This window comes from Mesorhizobium sp. WSM4846 (assembly GCF_055811415.1).
The window spans coordinates 38,716-55,195 of the sequence record NZ_JBVVPZ010000009.1 but is presented as its reverse complement, the minus strand read 5'-3'; the positions used below and the strand labels follow the sequence as shown (position 1 = coordinate 55,195).

The window sequence follows — 16,480 nt, the reverse complement described above, 5'->3', positions numbered from 1 at the left end:
TCGGTCCCCGGACCTGGCTCTAGGTCTGTTTGGCGGTTGCGGCTGCCGCCGGAAATTTGCTGAGCAGTGCGTCGACCAATTTGGAAAACCCGATGCCTTTCGACGATTTGATCATCACCACGTCGCCCGGCTTCAGTGCCGACAGAAGCACCAGTTTCAGATCCTCTGCGCCGGCGCGATATTCTGTCTCGATCTCATCAGGCAGGATATCGGCCAGCGCCCGCATTTGCGGGCCGGCGAGAAAGACCGTGCGCGTGTCGGTGCCGACGATGAGATCGGCAAGGGCGGCGTGCAGCTTCGCCGAATGGTCGCCGAGCTCGAGCATGTCGCCGAGCACCGCGATGCGCCTGCCTTCGCCCGACACCGGCGTCGCGTTGAGCAGCGCCATTGCTGCGCTCATCGACGCCGGATTGGCGTTGTAGCTCTCGTCGATCAGCGTGATCGGACCTTTCGGGTGGCGCAGCACATGGCGCTTGCCGCGTCCGCGTTCGGCCGAAAGATCGGCCAGCGCCGGCGCCACCCTGGCGATGTCGGCGCCGACCAGGTGCGCGGCGCCCAGCACGGCCAGCACATTCTGCACCATGTGTCGGCCCGGCGCGCCGACCCTGGCGGTGATCTCCTGACCGCCGATCTTGGCAGTGATGACGGAATGATCGGCATGCAGCGCGCATGTCAGCAGCTTGAAGGTCGCACGGGCATTCTCGCCAAAGCCGTAGATGTGCTCGACGCCGGCGGCTCTCGCCATCTTGTCCAGAAGCTTCCAGCGCGGGTCGTCGCGGTTGAGAAGGACGGCGCCGTCCGGTTCCAGTCCTTCGAAAATCTCGGCCTTGGCCCTGGCGATCTCGTCCAGGTTGCGGAAGAAGCCGAGATGTGCCGCGGCGATCAGCGTGACGATGGCGACATGCGGCCGGACCATCCTGGCCAGTGGCCGGACCTCGTCAGGATGGTTCATGCCGATCTCGAACACGGCATAGTCGCAATCCACAGGCAGCCGCGCCAGCGTCAGCGGCACGCCCCAGTGGTTGTTGAAAGACTGCGCCGATGCGTGCACCTTGCCGACTACGGACAGCACATGGCGCAGCGCTTCCTTGGTGGTGGTCTTGCCCGCCGAACCGGTCACCGCGATGATCTTGGCATTCGAGCGCGCGCGCGCGGCCAGCCCCAGCTTTTCCAGCGCGGCCAAGACGTCCTGCACGACGATCATCGGCGCCGTCAGCCGCCCGAGCGACGGCAACTTGCCCTCAGCGACGACCAGCACGCCGGCGCCGGCCTTGATGGCGGCGGTCGCGAAATCATGGCCGTCCATCGCCTCGCCCTTGATCGCGAAGAAAGCATCACCCGGCTCAAGGCTGCGGCTGTCGATCGAGATGCCGCCGATACCCTCCGGCATCGCACCGAGCGGTCGTCCGCCCATGGCGGCGACGAGATCCTCTGACGTCCACAGCAAGCTCATGCGGCGTGCTCCTGGAGCGCGGCGCGGACTTCCTCATGGTCGGAAAAATGCAGCGTCTCGGCGCCGACGGTCTGGCCTTCCTCATGCCCCTTGCCGGCCACGATCAGCGTATCGCCGGCATGGAGCATGGCGACTGCCTCGTGGATCGCCTTGCGCCGGTCACCGATCTCGATGGCGCCGGGTGCAGCGGCAAGAATCGCGGCACGGATCGTTTCGGGCACTTCCGAGCGCGGATTGTCGTCGGTGACGATGACGACATCGGCGAGCCGCGTGGCGATCTCGCCCATGATCGGACGCTTGCCACGGTCGCGGTCGCCGCCGCAGCCGAACACGACGATGACGCGGCCGGTGGTGAACGGCCGCACCGAAGCCAACACGTTTTCCAGCGCGTCCGGCTTGTGCGCGTAATCGACATAGACCGGCGCACCGTTGGCAGCGGTGCCAACAAGGTCCAGCCGGCCCGGGGCGCCCTTCAATTTCTCCAACGCCATCAGGGCTTTGGCGGCAGGTGTTCCAGTAGAAATGGCGAGGCCCGCCGAAACCAGGGCATTGGCGATCTGGAAATCGCCGGCCAGCGGCAGGTCGATCTCGTGGAGAACGCCATCGACTTCCACCTCGGCACGCTGGCGGTGGCGCTCGTGCTCGACCCGCTTCAGTGTCAGGAACTCGCCGTGGCGGCCGACCGTCAGCACATCCAGTCCCGCCGCCCTCGCCGCCCGTATCGTCGGCTCCGACCACGGATCGTCGGCAAAGATGACGGCCGGCGCGCACTTCGGCAGCAGCGCGTCGAACAGGCGCAGCTTGGCGCGATGATAGTCCTCGACTGTCGGATGATAATCCATGTGGTCGCGGCCGAGATTGGTGAACCCGCCGGCTGCGAGCTTCACGCCGTCAAGCCGGCGCTGATCGAGACCATGGCTGGAGGCCTCCATCGATGCGTGGGTGACGCCGGCATCCGCCAGTTCGCGCAGTAGCCTGTGCAGGTCGACCGGGTCGGGGGTGGTCAGCGAGCCGTACTCGTTGCGGCCCGGCGCCACCACGCCGGTCGTGCCGATCGAAGCAGCGGCAAGGCCTGACTGCTCCCAGATCTGCCTGGTGAAAGCCGCAACCGATGTCTTGCCGCTGGTGCCGGTCACCGCGACCATGGTTTGCGGCTGCCTGCCGAAGTAGCGGGCCGCACTCAGCGCCAGCGCCAGGCGCGGATCGTCGACGGCGAAAACCGGCACCGGCAGTCCGGTGACGGCGCCGCTGCCCTTGCCGGTCACGATCGCTGCGGCGCCGCGCTTGGCGGCATCGGCGGAATAGGCCGCGCCATCGGTCTTGGTGCCAGCGAGCGCGAAGAAGACCACGCCCGGTCCTACCTGGCGGGAATCCGAAGAAATCCCGGTAACCTCCGTATCGAAGGAAGCTGTCCCCTCGACAGGCAGGATACCGGCTAGGTCTTTCAGCTTCATCGAACCCCGTTCATAGCAACAAAATAGCGCGCAGTTGCCGGCGCGCCCTCAGAATCACTGATAGGAAACCAGCGTTGCGCCATTTTCATGGCTGAAATCTGGCTTCACGCCAAGCATGGAAGCCGAACGTCGGATAATGTTTGCAGCCATGGCGCCTGCATTCGAGGCGGCCGTCGCACCCATGCCGGGTTTTTCCGGCTTCGGTTCGTCGGCGATGGTAAGCACGATGTATTGCGGATCGTCCATCGGGAAAGCCGCGACGAAGGCGTTGAAGTTCTTGTCCTTTGAGTAGCGACCGTTGACAACCTTCTCGGCCGTTCCCGTCTTGCCGCCGACGCGATAACCTGGGACCCTGGCGTTCCTGCCTGAGCCTTTCTCGGCATTGAGTGCATAGAGATAGCGCATGTTCTCGGATGTCTTGTCGCTGACGACTTTCTTGGCCACCGACATCGCCTGTTCCTGCGCCCGTCTCAGGAATGTCGGCTGGATCAGATAGCCGCCGTTCATCAGCGCGGCACAGCCGACCGCCGTCTGCAGCGGCGTCGTCGACACACCGTGACCAAAGGCGATGGTGATCGAATGGACCTGTTTCCAGACTTTTGGCTCGGTCGGGCGGGCGACCTCAGGCAGTTCCGTCTGCATTCTCTCGAGGATGCCCAGGCGATGCAGGAATTCGCGGTGCCCCTCGATGCCGACCGCTTCAGCTTCCTTGGCCGAACCGATGTTGGACGAATAGATGAACACTTCGGGCACCGACAGCACCCGGGACTTGCCATGAAAATCATGGATGGTCTGGCGGCCGATCCTGATCGGGCGCGTAGCGTCGAAACGGCTTTCCAGCGTCACTTTGCCGGAATCGAGCGCCATGGCGGTGGTAAAGCTCTTCAAGGTCGAGCCCATCTCGTAGAGCCCGGCCGACATGCGGTTCAAGCGGTCCTTGTCGTGCGCATTATAGGGGTTGTTCGGATCGAAATCCGGAACCGAGGCCATCGCGACCACTTCGCCGGTCTTGACGTTGAGAACGACGGCGCCCGCCGCGATTGCGCGGTATTTTTCCATGCCGGTGGCGACCTCATCACGCACGATATGCTGGACGCGCAGGTCGATCGAGAGCTGCACCGGCTTCAGATCCTTGGCCACCGCCAGGCCGGACGCCTGAAGATCGCTCAGCCCCTGTTCGTCGATGTATTTCTCCATGCCGGAGATGCCCTGGTTGTCGATGTTGGTGAGGCCGACAATGTAGGACGAGGTTTCGCCGGCCGGGTAGAAGCGGCGCTTTTCGGTGCGGAAGCCAATGCCGGGAATACCGAGCTGCAGAATCTCAGATTGTTGCTTGGGCGTCAGTTGCCGCTGCAGCCAGACGAAGCCGGCGCCGCTCTTCAGCTTGTGATAGGTCTGCTCGTAGTCGATTTCGGGAAGCACCGTCGCCAGTTTTTCGATCGCCTCGTCGGCGTCGACAATGCGGCGCGGCTCGGCAAACAGCGACGCCGTCTTGATGTCGGTCGCCAGAACTTCGCCGTTGCGGTCGACGATGTCGGGCCGCGACGCCGTCACCCGGCTCTGCGGACCGCCGGACAGGTCGGGGTTCTGGAAACCGAGATAGACCAGCCGCCCGGTGATGGTCAGATAGATGCCGAAAAACACCGCCATCGTCATCACGACGCGGGTCCTGCCCTTGCCTCCGGTCGCCTTGCGGGCGCCTTCGACCACAATCGATCCGTCGTCACCGGACTTGGCGCGGCGCGTCAGCAGACTGGTGATCACTGGAAGTCTGGCGATCATTGGACGATGCCTCCGGTGACCACGGGGTCGTTGCCCATCGGTTCCTTGCTGGAACTGTCGGCCATGCCGCCCAGCCGCTCGGACGAAAGGTCCTCGATGGTGAGGGGTTTTGCCGGCAGATCGTCCAGCCCGATGATCTGGCGGGCGCTGACCGGCTCGAGCTCGAGTTGCGATTTATAGGTCTCGGCCAGCTTTTGCAGGCGCGACGGTTGGGTAAGCAGGCTCCAGTCCGCCTTGAGGAGATCGATCGTATCCTCCTCGTAGCGGATCTGCGCCTGGATCTTGTGCACCGCCGCCAATTGTTCCTCGGCCTCGCGCTTGGTCTTGAAGGTCAAGGCCGCGGCCGAAACCATGACGGCGATAAGGACTATGTCGCTGGTACGAAACACGTGCTCACCTCTCTCCCGGCCGCTCGGCACCGGGAAGTTTTGGGTCAGGAAGTTTTGGAAGACCGAAAATCGAAAAATCGCCGGCGCGCGGCGGCGCGTCGGTGCGGATCGCAGCGCGCAGCCTTGCCGAGCGTGCCCGCGGATTGGCCGATATCTCGGCCTCACCGGGCGTCACGCCGCTGCCCACCTTTTTGAAGGTGGCGCTGCGCGCCTGCGCCTCGGGCAGGTGCCGCGATCCGGTCGCCGCATCGGCGCGATCGGCGATGAAGCGCTTGACGATGCGGTCTTCCAGGGAATGGAACGTCACCACGGCCAGCCGTCCGCCCGGTTTCAGCACGCGTTCAGCCGCAAACAGCGCTTTGGCCAGTTCGCCGAGTTCGTCATTGACGAAAATGCGCAGCGCCTGGAAGACGCGGGTCGCTGGATGGATCTTGTCCTTCGGCGCGCGGCCGATATGCGTCTCAATGGCGTCTGCAAGGTCGAGCGTGCGCTCGAACGGATGTTTTTCGCGACGGCTTTCAATCATGCGGGCGATGCGGCCGGCATGGCGCTCTTCGCCAAGAAACCCGAAGATGCGGGCAAGATCGCCCACCTTGAAAGAGTTGACGACATCGGCGGCGCTGAGGCCAGCCTGCGCCATGCGCATATCGAGCGGTCCGTCGGCACGGAACGAAAAACCGCGCTCCGCCTCATCGATCTGCATGGAGGAGATGCCGATGTCGAGCACGACGCCGTCAGCGCTTTCGACATGCTCGTCCAATGTCGAGAACGGCGCCTGGACGAGCCGGAGCCTGCCGCCCGATTGTTGCTCGAGAACACGACCGGCAGCAATCGCATCCGGATCGCGGTCGATCGCGACAACCGAGGCGCCCCTCGCCAGAATGGCTTTGGTGTAGCCGCCGGCGCCGAATGTGCCGTCGACGACCACCTCGCCCGTCTTGGGCGAAAGCGCCTCCAGCACTTCGGCAAGGAGGACCGGAATGTGACGGGCCGGTCCGCCAACGGCGTGAGGGTCATCGCCGTAGCCCGCCATCATTCCGGCCGCTCCCCAGGCTTCGTCCCCTGCCGAAGCTGCAAAAGCCGGGCGCGTGCTTCCGCCCCATAGGCGGTGAGCCGTCCAGGTTCCCAGATCTGAAAGAAATTGCCGCGGCCGACAAAAGCCACTTCCGCGGAAATGCCGGTATGCTCGCGGATGAAATCGGTCATCGAGATGCGGCCGTCCTGATCGAGCTTGAGAAAGGTTCCATCGCCATGGCAGAAGAACGACATGTCGTCCGAGGTCTGCAGGAAGGGGTCTTCCTGCGCGATGCGCTGCTCGTAGCGGTCGAGCAGGTCGAGCCCGCCGACATCCATCGCCGGACGGTCCAGGCAGCGCAGCGCATAGAGTTCCGAATAACCGCGCTTCTGCACAACCGCACGGAAATGCGCTGGAACGGACACCCGCCCCTTCGCATCGATCCTGTTCACCGCGCTTGACAGAAACCGGTCCATTACGCGTTACGGCCGCTTGCGCCGCCGCACCCCTCTGCATCTTCCCGCCCGCGCCGCCGCAGCGCGGTCCCTGCCCAAAACTCACTTCCTTCCAGATGGCAAAAACAGGCGAACGCGCAGCCGCCGCGGCTGCCCGATTGGCGTACGCTTCACCCTGACGCGGAACGAAGGCTTGAATATCTGAATGGGATATCATGGGGCACTATGGGCGTCAACGGGAACAGGCTTCACAAAACGCGCGCCACAACCGATGAGGGCAGCTTTGACGGCACTTCCGTGTTTATGCTCCATTAAGCCTAACGAACCGTTTAGAGCGGTTTTCCGGCGCGGTTCGGCGCTTGCCTGCCGGTGTCACCCGGCATAGCGTCTGCGCATCCTTCTCCTCAAAGTCAGGGTTCGAAAAACGATGTCCGAAACAGCGAAGTCGCGCGCCGCCACCCTCGCCCATTTGCGTGGCGTCAAGCTCGCCAAGGGCGATCCGGTCTCGCTGCCGCTGACAATGACGACCACTTTCCATCTGCCCGGCAATCCGGCCGGCGTCAGCCAGTACGGGCGCTACGACAATCCGACATGGGAGGCGGTGGAAGACATGCTCGGCCACCTCGAGGACGCGCCGTCCGTAGCGTTCCCGTCGGGCATGGCGGCGATCGCGGCGGTCTTCTTCGCGCTGCTCAAGGCGGGCGATCGCATCCTGTTGCCGTCCGATGGTTACTACACGCCGCGCCTGCTTGCCGAGCGCTTCCTCAAACCTTTCGACCTCCCGTTCGACACACGACCGACCAAGTCCTTTGTGGACGGCGGTTTTTCCGGCTACCGGCTGGTGTTCGTCGAGACCCCATCCAATCCTGGGCTGGACATTTGCGACCTGGCCGGCGTGGCGCGCCTTGCGCACGAGGCCGGCGCGCTGGTCGTCGCCGACAACACCACGATGACGCCTTACGGTCAGCGCCCGCTCGACCTTGGCGCCGATATCGTCGTTGCCGCTGACACCAAGGCGCCCAATGGCCATTCCGACGCGCTGTTCGGCCATGTCGCCAGCCGTGACGCCGGCATCATCACCGCCATCCGCGAGTGGCGCAAACTGTCGGGCTCGATCCCCGGACCATTCGAAGCCTGGCTGGTCCATCGAGGCCTCGAGACGCTGGAAGTCCGCTTCGACCGCATGTGCACATCGGCCGAACTGATCGCCCGACGCCTGACAAATCATCGGGCCGTGAAATCTGTCCGCTTTCCTGGACTGGAGGATGACCCTTCACACAATCTGGCGACCACCCAGATGGAGCGTTTCGGCTTCCTTGTCGGCCTCGACCTGGGGAGTGAAGCCAGGGCCGAAGCGTTCATCGGCGCCTGCGCCCTGATCCAGCCGGCGACCTCCTTCGGCGGCGTCCACTCTTCGGCCGAGCGGCGCGCCCGTTGGGGTGATGCGGTGCCGCCCGGCTTTGTTCGCCTGTCGGTCGGCTGCGAGCCGGTGGAAGCGCTTTGGCAGGCGATCGAGGCGTCACTGGACGGCGTCGACGGTTGAGCGAACCGATCACGAAGCCAGATCGTTGGCTTCGATATTGCGCCGGCCATGCAGCACACGCAGGATCTCGACTGCATCCTCGCCGACACGGTATTCGCCGACGACCAGATGGCGAATGCCGGGCGCAATGTCTTCGCGCGGCGCGCCCGAGAAAGGATGCAGGGTCAACAAATCCCAACGCCTCTCCAGGATATTCACGAGGCGGATCGCCGCATCAGGATTGTGTTCGGCAATGTAGTCGCCGATACGTTCGAGGTCGATTACTGCCTGGGGAAGCAGGCGGTATTTCACTCCTCAAGGCCTTTGGCCTCGGCCATTTTCAGATATTTGGCGCGCAGTCGTTCCATGATTGGCGGCCCGTCCAGCGCCGGACCGCTGTCGATCCCCTCCTGCACCAGCTTGCGCAACTCCTCGACCGTGTAGCCGTGCAAGTCACGGCGGTCCTTCCATTGCCTGAGTGCGTCGCGGATCACCTCACTCGCCGAAGCATATTCGCCGGCGGCGACCACATCGTCGACCGCCGCCGCCAATTCCGGCGAAAGCGTGATGCTGCGTTTGTCGACCTGACCCATGGTGCGCTCCTGATACCGCCCGCACCCGGGAAGGTACGATTTAATCGCACCGTTTTCAAGAAACGCCTGCTTCATGCACAGGAAGCGCCTGAACCAGCAAGCGCGCCCGAAGACGCAACCTGCTGATATCAGAGAGTTTCCTTGTAGAGTCTGGACGAAAATTGCCAGCTGGCCTGTAAGCCGGGTTCTGTATGGCACTCGCCCCTTGCGGCGCGAGAACGTGGCGGCCATTCATCTTGGGCGCATGTTGCCATGCGCCTCACGCAACCTACCCGGGCGGTGAGCCGGAAACAGCCCTCGAGAGTTTCCCCTCGCACCGCCCCTATTCGGTCTTGCTCCCGGTGGGGTTTACCGTGCCGCTCCTGTTGCCAGTCGCGCGGTGGGCTCTTACCCCACCCTTTCACCCTTACCACGACGGATCGTGGCGGTTTGCTTTCTGTGGCACTTTCCCTAGGGTCGCCCCCGCCGGCCATTAACCGGCACCGTGTCTCCATGGAGCCCGGACTTTCCTCACCCGCAGCCTTTCGGCTTCGCGGGTGCGGCCGCCCGGCCAGCTGGCAAGGCGTATAAAGGGATTCACATTCGAAAACGCAAACAAAAAAGCAGGGCCCGGTTTATTACGCCGGCGCTCCAAGCGCGGCCAGTTGCACTTTGACCTTGCCGCAATAGGCCGCTGAAATCGGGTTCATCCGCTTGGCGCCATGGCCGGCATTGTACTTCAGGATCGTGCCGCAGGTCGTGCCGTCGCCGAGGTTGCGCGCCATGGCGAGGTATTTCATGCCGTATTTGATGTTGGTCTCGGGATCGTGGAGACCCTTGATCGAGCCGCTGTAACCCATCATCCGCGCCGTCGACGGCTTGATCTGCATCAGGCCGATCTCACCGGCGCGGCCGACCTGGTTCGGCTGAAACCTGCTCTCGATCATGATGACGGCCTTGGCGAGCGAGACCGGCACACCATTGCTGGCCGCATGACGCTCGATGATCGTCGAATACTGGCCGCTATCGCCAGCGGCCGCCGGCTTCGGCGCCGCCGCCCGGCTTTGCCGGCCGATCGACGCCGTCGTCGCCTGGTCGATGCGGGTCCTGTTGCGCTTCACATGCCGCTTGGAGACTGCCTTCTTTGCAAGGACTGGCTTCTTTGCAACGACTGCCTTCTTTGCAACGACTGCCTTCTTTGCAACGACTGCCTTCTTTGCAGAGACCTTTTCCGCCTTTGCGGATGCTGGCTTTTTCGCTTTCACCGCAGCAACTTTTTTCGCCTTTGCGGAGGCTGTCCTTTTTTCTCCGGCATCTTGCCCGGCTTTCGGCGTGGCAGTCTTATCGGACGCGGTCATGAAACCCTGGTCGGCCCGCTGGCTCAAAGGCGCGCCATTGGCCGCACCGATGGCAAAAGTCATTACGCCGGCAGCAATAGCTGCCGTTAAAACGGTCAATTTCTGCATGGGATCCTGTTCTGTTTGAACCGCGCGAAGAACTTCACGCAGCTACGCCAATCAACGTCGGAACATTTGGGAGGCTGTAGGTCCGACAACTTGCACGGATCGCCTTTGACGGTCGAATTGGCGGCAAAAAAGGCGGGGCAAGTCACTTTAAATGACAGGCTGTAACTTACAGCCAGGAAAAGACTACTTGGACGGAACTGCCCTCACCGAGCCAAGCAGCCGTTCCAGCGTGCGAATTGTCGATCCGTCGGCCACGCCATCCACTTTGCGTTGCCGGAAATGCCTCTGGAAAGCCTCGACCACGATTTCGGTTTGCCGATCGAAAGCGCCTGATATCTCCACGCCATAACCGTAGAGCGCCAGCATCGACTGCAACGCCTCGACCTCGGCAGACGCGTCGCCGGCCTTCAGCACCGCGCCGCGCCTGACGGGTGCCGCTTCGACAAGATGGCCGACACCGACCTCGAACAGGGCCTTCCAGGGGAATCTCTCGCCCGGGTCGATCTTGCGTCCCGGCGCCACGTCGGAATGGGCGAGCACCCGTTGAGCCGGGATGGAATGGCGCTGAACAATCCCCTTGCACAGGCCGATCAGGGCATCGATCTGCCGTTTCGGAAAATTCCGGTAGCCCAGCGAATGCCCCGGATTGACGATCTCGATGCCGACCGAACAGGAGTTGATGTCGCTTCGTCCGAACCAGGAACTCTTGCCGGCATGCCAGGCACGGTCGCTTTCCCTGACCATCTGTACGATGCGGCCGTCCTCATGGACGAGGTAGTGCGACGAAACCTCGCTGGCCGGATCGCACAGCCATGCTTCGGCGCCGGCGCCGGTCTCCATGCCGGTGTAGTGCAGCACGATCATGTCGACCGTCTCGCGTCGTGGACCGAAATTCGGCGATACCCTGACCTCGGCGCTCGGCTCGTCGGGCAGGAAGCCGCTCATGCGTGCCGCAGGCCCCGTTCGATCATCTCATAGGCCGCGTTGATCGCCGCTATCCTGCTGGTTGCGATCTTGATGAATTCCTGCGGCAGGCCGCGTGCGATCAGCCGGTCGGGATGGTTGTCCGAAACCAGCTTGCGGTAACGCTTCCTGACCTCCTCGAAGGTTTTTCCCCGCTCGATGCCGAGCACGACATAGGGATCGGCCGCACCCAGATCGACGTGCCGAGCCAGAATGCTCTGGTAATGCGCCTCCTCGATCCGGAAGATCTCGGCGATGCGATGCAGGAACTGACCTTCGCGCTCGTGGACCAGCCCGTCGGCCTTGGCGATATGGAACAGCCCGTCGAGAATGTCCTCCAGCATCGCGCAGTTCGAATGGCCGGAGCCGCAAAGCTGCGCCATGCGCGCGGCATAGGTCTCGAAGCCGGCGATGTCGCGCTTGGCCAGATCGTAGAGCCGCGCCACATTGCGCGTCTGCTCCTTCGGCACTTCGAATATCTGCTGGAAGGCGCGCACCTCGTCCTGGGTGACGATGCCGTCGGCCTTGGCCATCTTGGCCGACAGCGCGATCATCGCCACCGAGAAAGCGACGCGCCGGCGCAGGTCAGGGTCGCCGGAGAAAACCGTGCGCACAGCCTCGACCACGTCGGCGACGCCGGACGAGGTTGAGGACGAAACGCGGGTGATGAAGTCGCCGAGGCGATCCCAAATCGACATGGGCACCTATTAGGGCTAACTGGCCGCCGCTATCAAGCCCACCGCTATCAAGCTGGAAGACAATGCCGCAGGGCCGGCCCAGCCGATTTCGCGGCCGCCTGAGCAGGCGGCCTCCCTGAGCCGCTGGCGCAACCGTCGATCATGGAAATTAGCAGGCAGCAGCGGCCATGGCGCGCGAAACTGCAAGCCTTCGTCACCTCGCCATTTCGGCCCCTTCTGCTGGGCCAAAAAGTGACAGGCAAAACCGCGCTTGCGGCGGCGGCCGCAAGAAGACTGTCCTGGAGTCAGAAGGCCGGCAGGATGCCGGCCTTCTGTTCATTCACATAAGAATTACTGCGCAGGCGCAGATGGCTGTGCCGGAGCCGGCTCGGCCGGCTTGGTCGCGTCGGGAGCCGGCTGCATCGGCTGTTCGTTCGCCGGCGGATTGGTGCTCTGCGTGGTGGTGGCGTCCCCGCCCGTGCCGCTGTCGCTGCAAGCCGCAACGCCAAGCAGGGCAAGCGCCGAAACCGACGCAAGAATGAGTTTCTTCATGACATCTCTCCTCTAATCACGCCCCCGCTACCGGTGACGATCGAGGGCAGAATGCACCAAATGCCCCATGGGTTTCATAACGTTGCATTTCCGTATGTAACATCATCTGCTTTTGCGTTGCCGGCGAAGCCATGGCGAATTAACACCAGACCATGGCGAATTAGCACATTTGAATCAATAAAATGCCCGGGAGAGCTGCCGTGACCGCCAAATGGGATTTCTGGATCGACCGCGGCGGCACCTTCACCGATGTCATCGGCCGGGACCCACAAGGCGGGCTGCACCCGCGCAAGCTGCTATCCGACAATCCCGAAGCCTATGCCGACGCCGCCATCCAGGGCATTCGCGATCTGCTCGGGCTAAAATCCGGCGCGCCGATCCCATCCGGCCTGATCGGCGACATCAAGATGGGCACCACCGTTGCCACCAACGCGCTTCTGGAGCGCAAGGGCGACCGTGTGCTGCTGCTCATCACCAGGGGATTTCGCGACGCGCTGAGGATCGCTTATCAGGCGCGGCCCGATATCTTCGCCAAGCAGATCATCCTTCCCGAACAGCTCAACGAGCGCGTCATCGAGGTCGATGAGCGCGTGCGCGCCGACGGCCGCGTCGAAAGGCTGCTCGACATCGCCGCCATGCGCCCGGCCATCGAACAAGCCAGGGCCGACGGCATCGACGCGGTGGCGATCGTGTTCATGCATGCCTGGAAATATCCCGACCACGAAAAAGCGGTTGCAAAAGTCTGCAGGAAACTGGGGTTTTCGCAGATCTCGGTCAGTCATGAGGTCTCGCCGCTCATCAAGCTGGTCGGCCGCGGCGACACCACCGTGGTCGACGCCTATCTGTCGCCGATTCTGGCAAGGTATGTGCAGAAGGTGGCGCAAGAGCTGGGCGTCCTCTCCCCCCTCGAGGGGGAGATGTCGGCGAAGCCGACAGAGGGGGTCATCTCAGAAGGCACCGCCAACGAGTCGAACCCAGTCGAGCCGACCCCACCCGGCGGCTTCGCCGCCACACTCCCCTCAAGGGGGAGGGAATCCCCTCGCCTGATGTTCATGATGTCGTCCGGCGGCCTTACCGCCGCCGATATGTTCCAGGGCAAGGACGCATTGCTGTCCGGTCCGGCCGGCGGCGTCGTCGGCATGGTCGAGACAGCAAAGCTCGCCGGTTTCGACAAGGTCATCGGCTTCGACATGGGCGGCACCTCAACCGACGTCGCCCATTATGACGGCGACTATGAGCGCGCCTTCGACACCGAGGTTGCCGGCGTGCGCATCCGCGCGCCGATGATGCGCATTCACACCGTCGCCGCCGGCGGCGGCTCCATCCTGCACTACGAGGCCGGCCGTTTTCGCGCCGGGCCGGATTCGGCCGGCGCCAATCCCGGCCCGGCCGCCTACCGGCGCGGCGGCCCGCTGGCCGTCACCGACGCCAATGTCATGCTGGGCAAGCTGCAGCCCGACTTCTTCCCGGCCATTTTTGGACCCGGCCAGGACGAGCCGCTCGATGTGCAAACCGTGCGCGAGAAATTCGCCGCACTCGCCGCCGAAATCGGCGACGGCCGCACGCCGGAGGCGGTCGCCGAAGGGTTCGTCACCATCGCCGTCGAAAACATGGCCAACGCCATCAAGAAGATTTCCGTGCAGCGCGGCTACGACGTCACCGAATATCTCCTGAACTGTTTTGGCGGCGCCGGCGGCCAGCACGCCTGCCTCGTTGCCGACGCACTCGGCATGGAGGCGGTGCTGATCCATCCCTTCTCCGGCCTGCTGTCGGCCTATGGCATTGGATTGTCCTCGATTTTTTCGTCGCGCCAGCAGGCGCTGCTGAAACCGCTGGCGGAAGTGTCCAGGCCGGCAATCGACGACCTCATCGCGACGCTGCGCAAAGCCGTCATCGACGAACTTGCCGCGCAAGGCATTGCCGAGGACGCCGTCGCCTCGAAACCGGTGCTGCAGATCCGCTACGACGGCACCGACACCGCGCTGCCGGTGAATTTCGAGCACGGTTCGATCGCACGCGCCAAGGCGGATTTCGAAGCTGCCCACAAGGCGCAGTTCGGCTTCGTCTATGACGACAAGCCGATGATCGTGGAATCGGTCGGCGTCGAAGGTATCGACAGCGGCGACGCCGGCCGCGAGGAAAGTGCTTCAATCCTTGAGGACATCGCCGCAAGCCCTTCGGAGAATCGGCAAATCTTCATCGACGGCACTTGGCGAGACGCCGGCATTTTCCGCCGCGAGGCGCTCAAACCGGGGCACAAGCTTGGCGGCCCTGCCCTGGTCATCGAACCGAACCAGACCATCGTCGTCGAGCCGGGCTGGCAGGCCGAAATCACCGCCAGGAACCACGTGCTCCTGCGTCGCATCGAGAAAAAGCGCCGGCTGGCGGCGCTCGGCACCGAGGCCGATCCGGTCATGCTGGAGGTGTTCAACAACCTGTTCATGTCGATCGCCGAACAGATGGGCGTGACGCTGCAAAACACCGCCTATTCGGTCAACATCAAGGAACGGCTGGATTTCTCGTGTGCCGTCTTTGACCGCAATGGCGCGCTGGTCGCCAATGCGCCGCACATGCCGGTGCATCTCGGCTCCATGGACCGTTCGGTGGAAACCATCATCCGGCTCAACTCCGGCGACATCCACCCCGGCGACGTCTTTGCACTGAATGCGCCTTATAATGGCGGCACGCATCTGCCAGACATTACGGTGGTGACGCCGGTCTTTTCCCTCCCCCTCGAGGGGAGGGTGGCGGCGAAGCCGCCGGGTGGGATCGGCTCGACTGGGTTCGACGTTCCGGCGGTGCCTTCTGGGGAGACCCCCTCCGCCGCCTTCGGCGGCACCTCCCCCTCAAGGGGGGAGGAGATCCTCTTCTACGTCGCCTCACGCGGCCATCATGCCGATATCGGCGGCACCGCGCCCGGCTCGATGACGCCGCTCGCCACCACCGTCGACGAGGAAGGCGTGCTGTTCGACAATTTCCGCATCGTCGATCGCGGCCGCTTCCGCGAGAAGGAACTGGAGACGCTGCTCACCGACCACCCCTACCCGGCACGCAATCCGCACCAGAACATCGCAGACCTGAAGGCGCAGATTGCCGCCAATGAAAAGGGCGTGGCCGAGTTGCGCGAGATGGTCGCGCATTTCGGCCTTGGCGTGGTCGAGGCCTATATGGGCCATGTCCAGGACAATGCCGCCGAAAGCGTGCGCCGCGTGCTGGAGCGGCTGCCCGACAGCTCCGTATACGAGTATCCGACCGACACCGGCCAAATCATCAAGGTGAAGATATCGGTCGACCGGCAAAAACGCGAGGCAACCGTCGACTTCACCGGCACATCGCCGGTCATGAAGAACAACTTCAACGCCCCCGAGCCGGTCGCCCGCGCAGCCGTGCTCTATGCGTTCCGCGTCATGGTCGAGGACATGATCCCGATGAATGCCGGGTGTCTGAGACCGATCAACATCATCATTCCCGAAGGTTGCATGCTGAAGCCGACCTACCCGGCCGCGGTCGTCGCCGGCAATGTCGAGACCTCGCAGCATGTCACCAATGCGCTGTTCGGCGCCATGGGCGCGATGGCCAATGCGCAAGGCACGATGAACAACCTCACCTTCGGCAACAAGCAGTACCAGTATTACGAGACGATCTGCTCCGGCTCGCCGGCAGGCCGGATGAACAACGGCCGCGGCTTTGCCGGCACCTCCGGCGTCCACACCCACATGACCAATTCGCGCCTGACCGACCCGGAAGTGCTGGAGTTGCGGTTCCCCGTCCTGCTCGAGGATTTCCACATCCGCAAAGGCTCCGGCGGCAAAGGCAAATGGAGTGCCGGCGACGGCACCGAGCGCACCATCCGTTTCCTCGAAAAGATGGAATGCGCCATCCTGTCCTCACATCGCAATCGCCCGCCGCAAGGCCTGGACGGCGGCGGCGATGGCGAGGTCGGCTCGACCAAGGTTCGCCGCAAGGATGGCCGTATCGAAGTCCTGAAGGCTTGCGACCAGACGGTGCTCGAGGCCGGCGAAGCCGTCATCGTGACGACGCCTACGCCGGGCGGATTCGGCCGCCTCTAAGGAGGCATCCAGAATTCGCTCCGGCGAGTCAGGTGGGGTGGTTTTCGAGAACCGAAGCGGAGCGGACATTTGGGTCCGTGAGCATCGGAAGCGCAGAAAGCCGCCCCAGA

14 protein-coding genes and 1 other RNA gene are annotated in these 16,480 nt (G+C 63.5%); 2 read left to right on the top strand and 13 right to left on the bottom strand.

The features are described 5' to 3' along the window. Positions 1-19: 19 nt before the first annotated feature. The 6 genes from AC0L15_RS10835 to mraZ are packed head-to-tail and all read right to left on the bottom strand — an operon-like array spanning position 20 to position 6,569. Positions 20-1,453, bottom strand: coding sequence for a UDP-N-acetylmuramoylalanyl-D-glutamyl-2,6-diaminopimelate--D-alanyl-D-alanine ligase (locus AC0L15_RS10835; protein ID WP_023798735.1), 1,434 nt, complete (start codon positions 1,451-1,453; stop codon positions 20-22). Beyond that, on the bottom strand, positions 1,450-2,907 hold the full coding sequence (locus AC0L15_RS10830; RefSeq protein ID WP_473496316.1) for a UDP-N-acetylmuramoyl-L-alanyl-D-glutamate--2,6-diaminopimelate ligase: 1,458 nt from the start codon (positions 2,905-2,907) through the stop codon (positions 1,450-1,452). Before AC0L15_RS10830 ends, AC0L15_RS10835 begins: the two co-directional genes overlap by 4 nt. A 54-nt stretch (positions 2,908-2,961) precedes the next feature. Beyond that, positions 2,962-4,689, bottom strand: coding sequence for a peptidoglycan D,D-transpeptidase FtsI family protein (locus AC0L15_RS10825; RefSeq protein WP_287173517.1), 1,728 nt, complete (start codon positions 4,687-4,689; stop codon positions 2,962-2,964). Next, the gene (ftsL, locus tag AC0L15_RS10820) at positions 4,686-5,078 is read right to left on the bottom strand and encodes a cell division protein FtsL (RefSeq protein ID WP_023798732.1); all 393 of its coding nucleotides are present in this window, start codon (positions 5,076-5,078) and stop codon (positions 4,686-4,688) included. The genes AC0L15_RS10825 and ftsL overlap by 4 nt, the downstream gene beginning before the upstream one ends. 4 nt (positions 5,079-5,082) lie before the next feature. Continuing rightward, positions 5,083-6,114 (bottom strand): 16S rRNA (cytosine(1402)-N(4))-methyltransferase RsmH, encoded by a 1,032-nt coding sequence (gene rsmH / locus AC0L15_RS10815; protein WP_287249537.1) that lies wholly within the window; start codon positions 6,112-6,114, stop codon positions 5,083-5,085. Then, a complete protein-coding gene (gene mraZ, locus AC0L15_RS10810) occupies positions 6,111-6,569 on the bottom strand; it encodes a division/cell wall cluster transcriptional repressor MraZ (RefSeq protein WP_023798730.1) in 459 nt (152 codons plus the stop codon). Before mraZ ends, rsmH begins: the two co-directional genes overlap by 4 nt. A gap of 406 nt (positions 6,570-6,975) precedes the next feature. Between mraZ and AC0L15_RS10805 the strand changes: the two genes are divergently transcribed. Next, complete coding sequence (locus AC0L15_RS10805) at positions 6,976-8,091, top strand: cystathionine gamma-lyase (RefSeq protein WP_287249535.1); 1,116 nt, start codon at positions 6,976-6,978, stop codon at positions 8,089-8,091. 9 nt (positions 8,092-8,100) lie between these two features. Here the strand turns inward: AC0L15_RS10805 and AC0L15_RS10800 are convergent, their stop codons facing one another. From AC0L15_RS10800 to AC0L15_RS10770, 7 genes are all read right to left on the bottom strand, one after another. Beyond that, positions 8,101-8,382 carry a type II toxin-antitoxin system RelE/ParE family toxin gene (locus AC0L15_RS10800; protein WP_287249534.1) on the bottom strand — a complete coding sequence of 94 codons (282 nt, stop codon included), beginning with the start codon at positions 8,380-8,382 and terminating at the stop codon, positions 8,101-8,103. Beyond that, positions 8,379-8,663 carry a type II toxin-antitoxin system ParD family antitoxin gene (locus AC0L15_RS10795; RefSeq protein ID WP_027153799.1) on the bottom strand — a complete coding sequence of 95 codons (285 nt, stop codon included), beginning with the start codon at positions 8,661-8,663 and terminating at the stop codon, positions 8,379-8,381. Before AC0L15_RS10795 ends, AC0L15_RS10800 begins: the two co-directional genes overlap by 4 nt. Before the next feature lie 160 nt (positions 8,664-8,823). Then, positions 8,824-9,221: RNase P RNA component class A (gene rnpB / locus AC0L15_RS10790), an RNA gene on the bottom strand. A gap of 59 nt (positions 9,222-9,280) precedes the next feature. Beyond that, complete coding sequence (locus AC0L15_RS10785; protein ID WP_473496315.1) at positions 9,281-10,108, bottom strand: lytic transglycosylase domain-containing protein; 828 nt, start codon at positions 10,106-10,108, stop codon at positions 9,281-9,283. Between the two features lie 183 nt (positions 10,109-10,291). Then, positions 10,292-11,053, bottom strand: coding sequence for an N-acetylmuramoyl-L-alanine amidase (locus AC0L15_RS10780; RefSeq protein WP_287249531.1), 762 nt, complete (start codon positions 11,051-11,053; stop codon positions 10,292-10,294). Further along, positions 11,050-11,769, bottom strand: coding sequence for a J domain-containing protein (locus AC0L15_RS10775; RefSeq protein WP_023798724.1), 720 nt, complete (start codon positions 11,767-11,769; stop codon positions 11,050-11,052). The genes AC0L15_RS10780 and AC0L15_RS10775 overlap by 4 nt, the downstream gene beginning before the upstream one ends. A 330-nt stretch (positions 11,770-12,099) precedes the next feature. Further along, entirely contained in the window at positions 12,100-12,300 is a 201-nt protein-coding gene (locus AC0L15_RS10770) for a hypothetical protein (RefSeq protein WP_023798723.1), read from the bottom strand. Positions 12,301-12,500: 200 nt separating this feature from the next. On the opposite strand from AC0L15_RS10770, the gene AC0L15_RS10765 reads away from it, so the two are divergent. Further along, complete coding sequence (locus AC0L15_RS10765; protein ID WP_473496314.1) at positions 12,501-16,370, top strand: hydantoinase B/oxoprolinase family protein; 3,870 nt, start codon at positions 12,501-12,503, stop codon at positions 16,368-16,370. Positions 16,371-16,480 lie beyond the last annotated feature (110 nt).

Coding starts and splice junctions, on each gene's coding strand:
- AC0L15_RS10780 (WP_287249531.1), bottom strand. CDS start 11,053: ATGAGCGGCTTCCTGCCCGACGAGCCGAGCGCCGAGGTCAGGGTATCG.
- AC0L15_RS10830 (WP_473496316.1), bottom strand. CDS start 2,907: ATGAAGCTGAAAGACCTAGCCGGTATCCTGCCTGTCGAGGGGACAGCT.
- AC0L15_RS10795 (WP_027153799.1), bottom strand. CDS start 8,663: ATGGGTCAGGTCGACAAACGCAGCATCACGCTTTCGCCGGAATTGGCG.
- AC0L15_RS10835 (WP_023798735.1), bottom strand. CDS start 1,453: ATGAGCTTGCTGTGGACGTCAGAGGATCTCGTCGCCGCCATGGGCGGA.
- AC0L15_RS10775 (WP_023798724.1), bottom strand. CDS start 11,769: ATGTCGATTTGGGATCGCCTCGGCGACTTCATCACCCGCGTTTCGTCC.
- AC0L15_RS10785 (WP_473496315.1), bottom strand. CDS start 10,108: ATGCAGAAATTGACCGTTTTAACGGCAGCTATTGCTGCCGGCGTAATG.
- rsmH (WP_287249537.1), bottom strand. CDS start 6,114: ATGATGGCGGGCTACGGCGATGACCCTCACGCCGTTGGCGGACCGGCC.
- AC0L15_RS10825 (WP_287173517.1), bottom strand. CDS start 4,689: ATGATCGCCAGACTTCCAGTGATCACCAGTCTGCTGACGCGCCGCGCC.
- AC0L15_RS10805 (WP_287249535.1), top strand. CDS start 6,976: ATGTCCGAAACAGCGAAGTCGCGCGCCGCCACCCTCGCCCATTTGCGT.
- mraZ (WP_023798730.1), bottom strand. CDS start 6,569: ATGGACCGGTTTCTGTCAAGCGCGGTGAACAGGATCGATGCGAAGGGG.
- AC0L15_RS10770 (WP_023798723.1), bottom strand. CDS start 12,300: ATGAAGAAACTCATTCTTGCGTCGGTTTCGGCGCTTGCCCTGCTTGGC.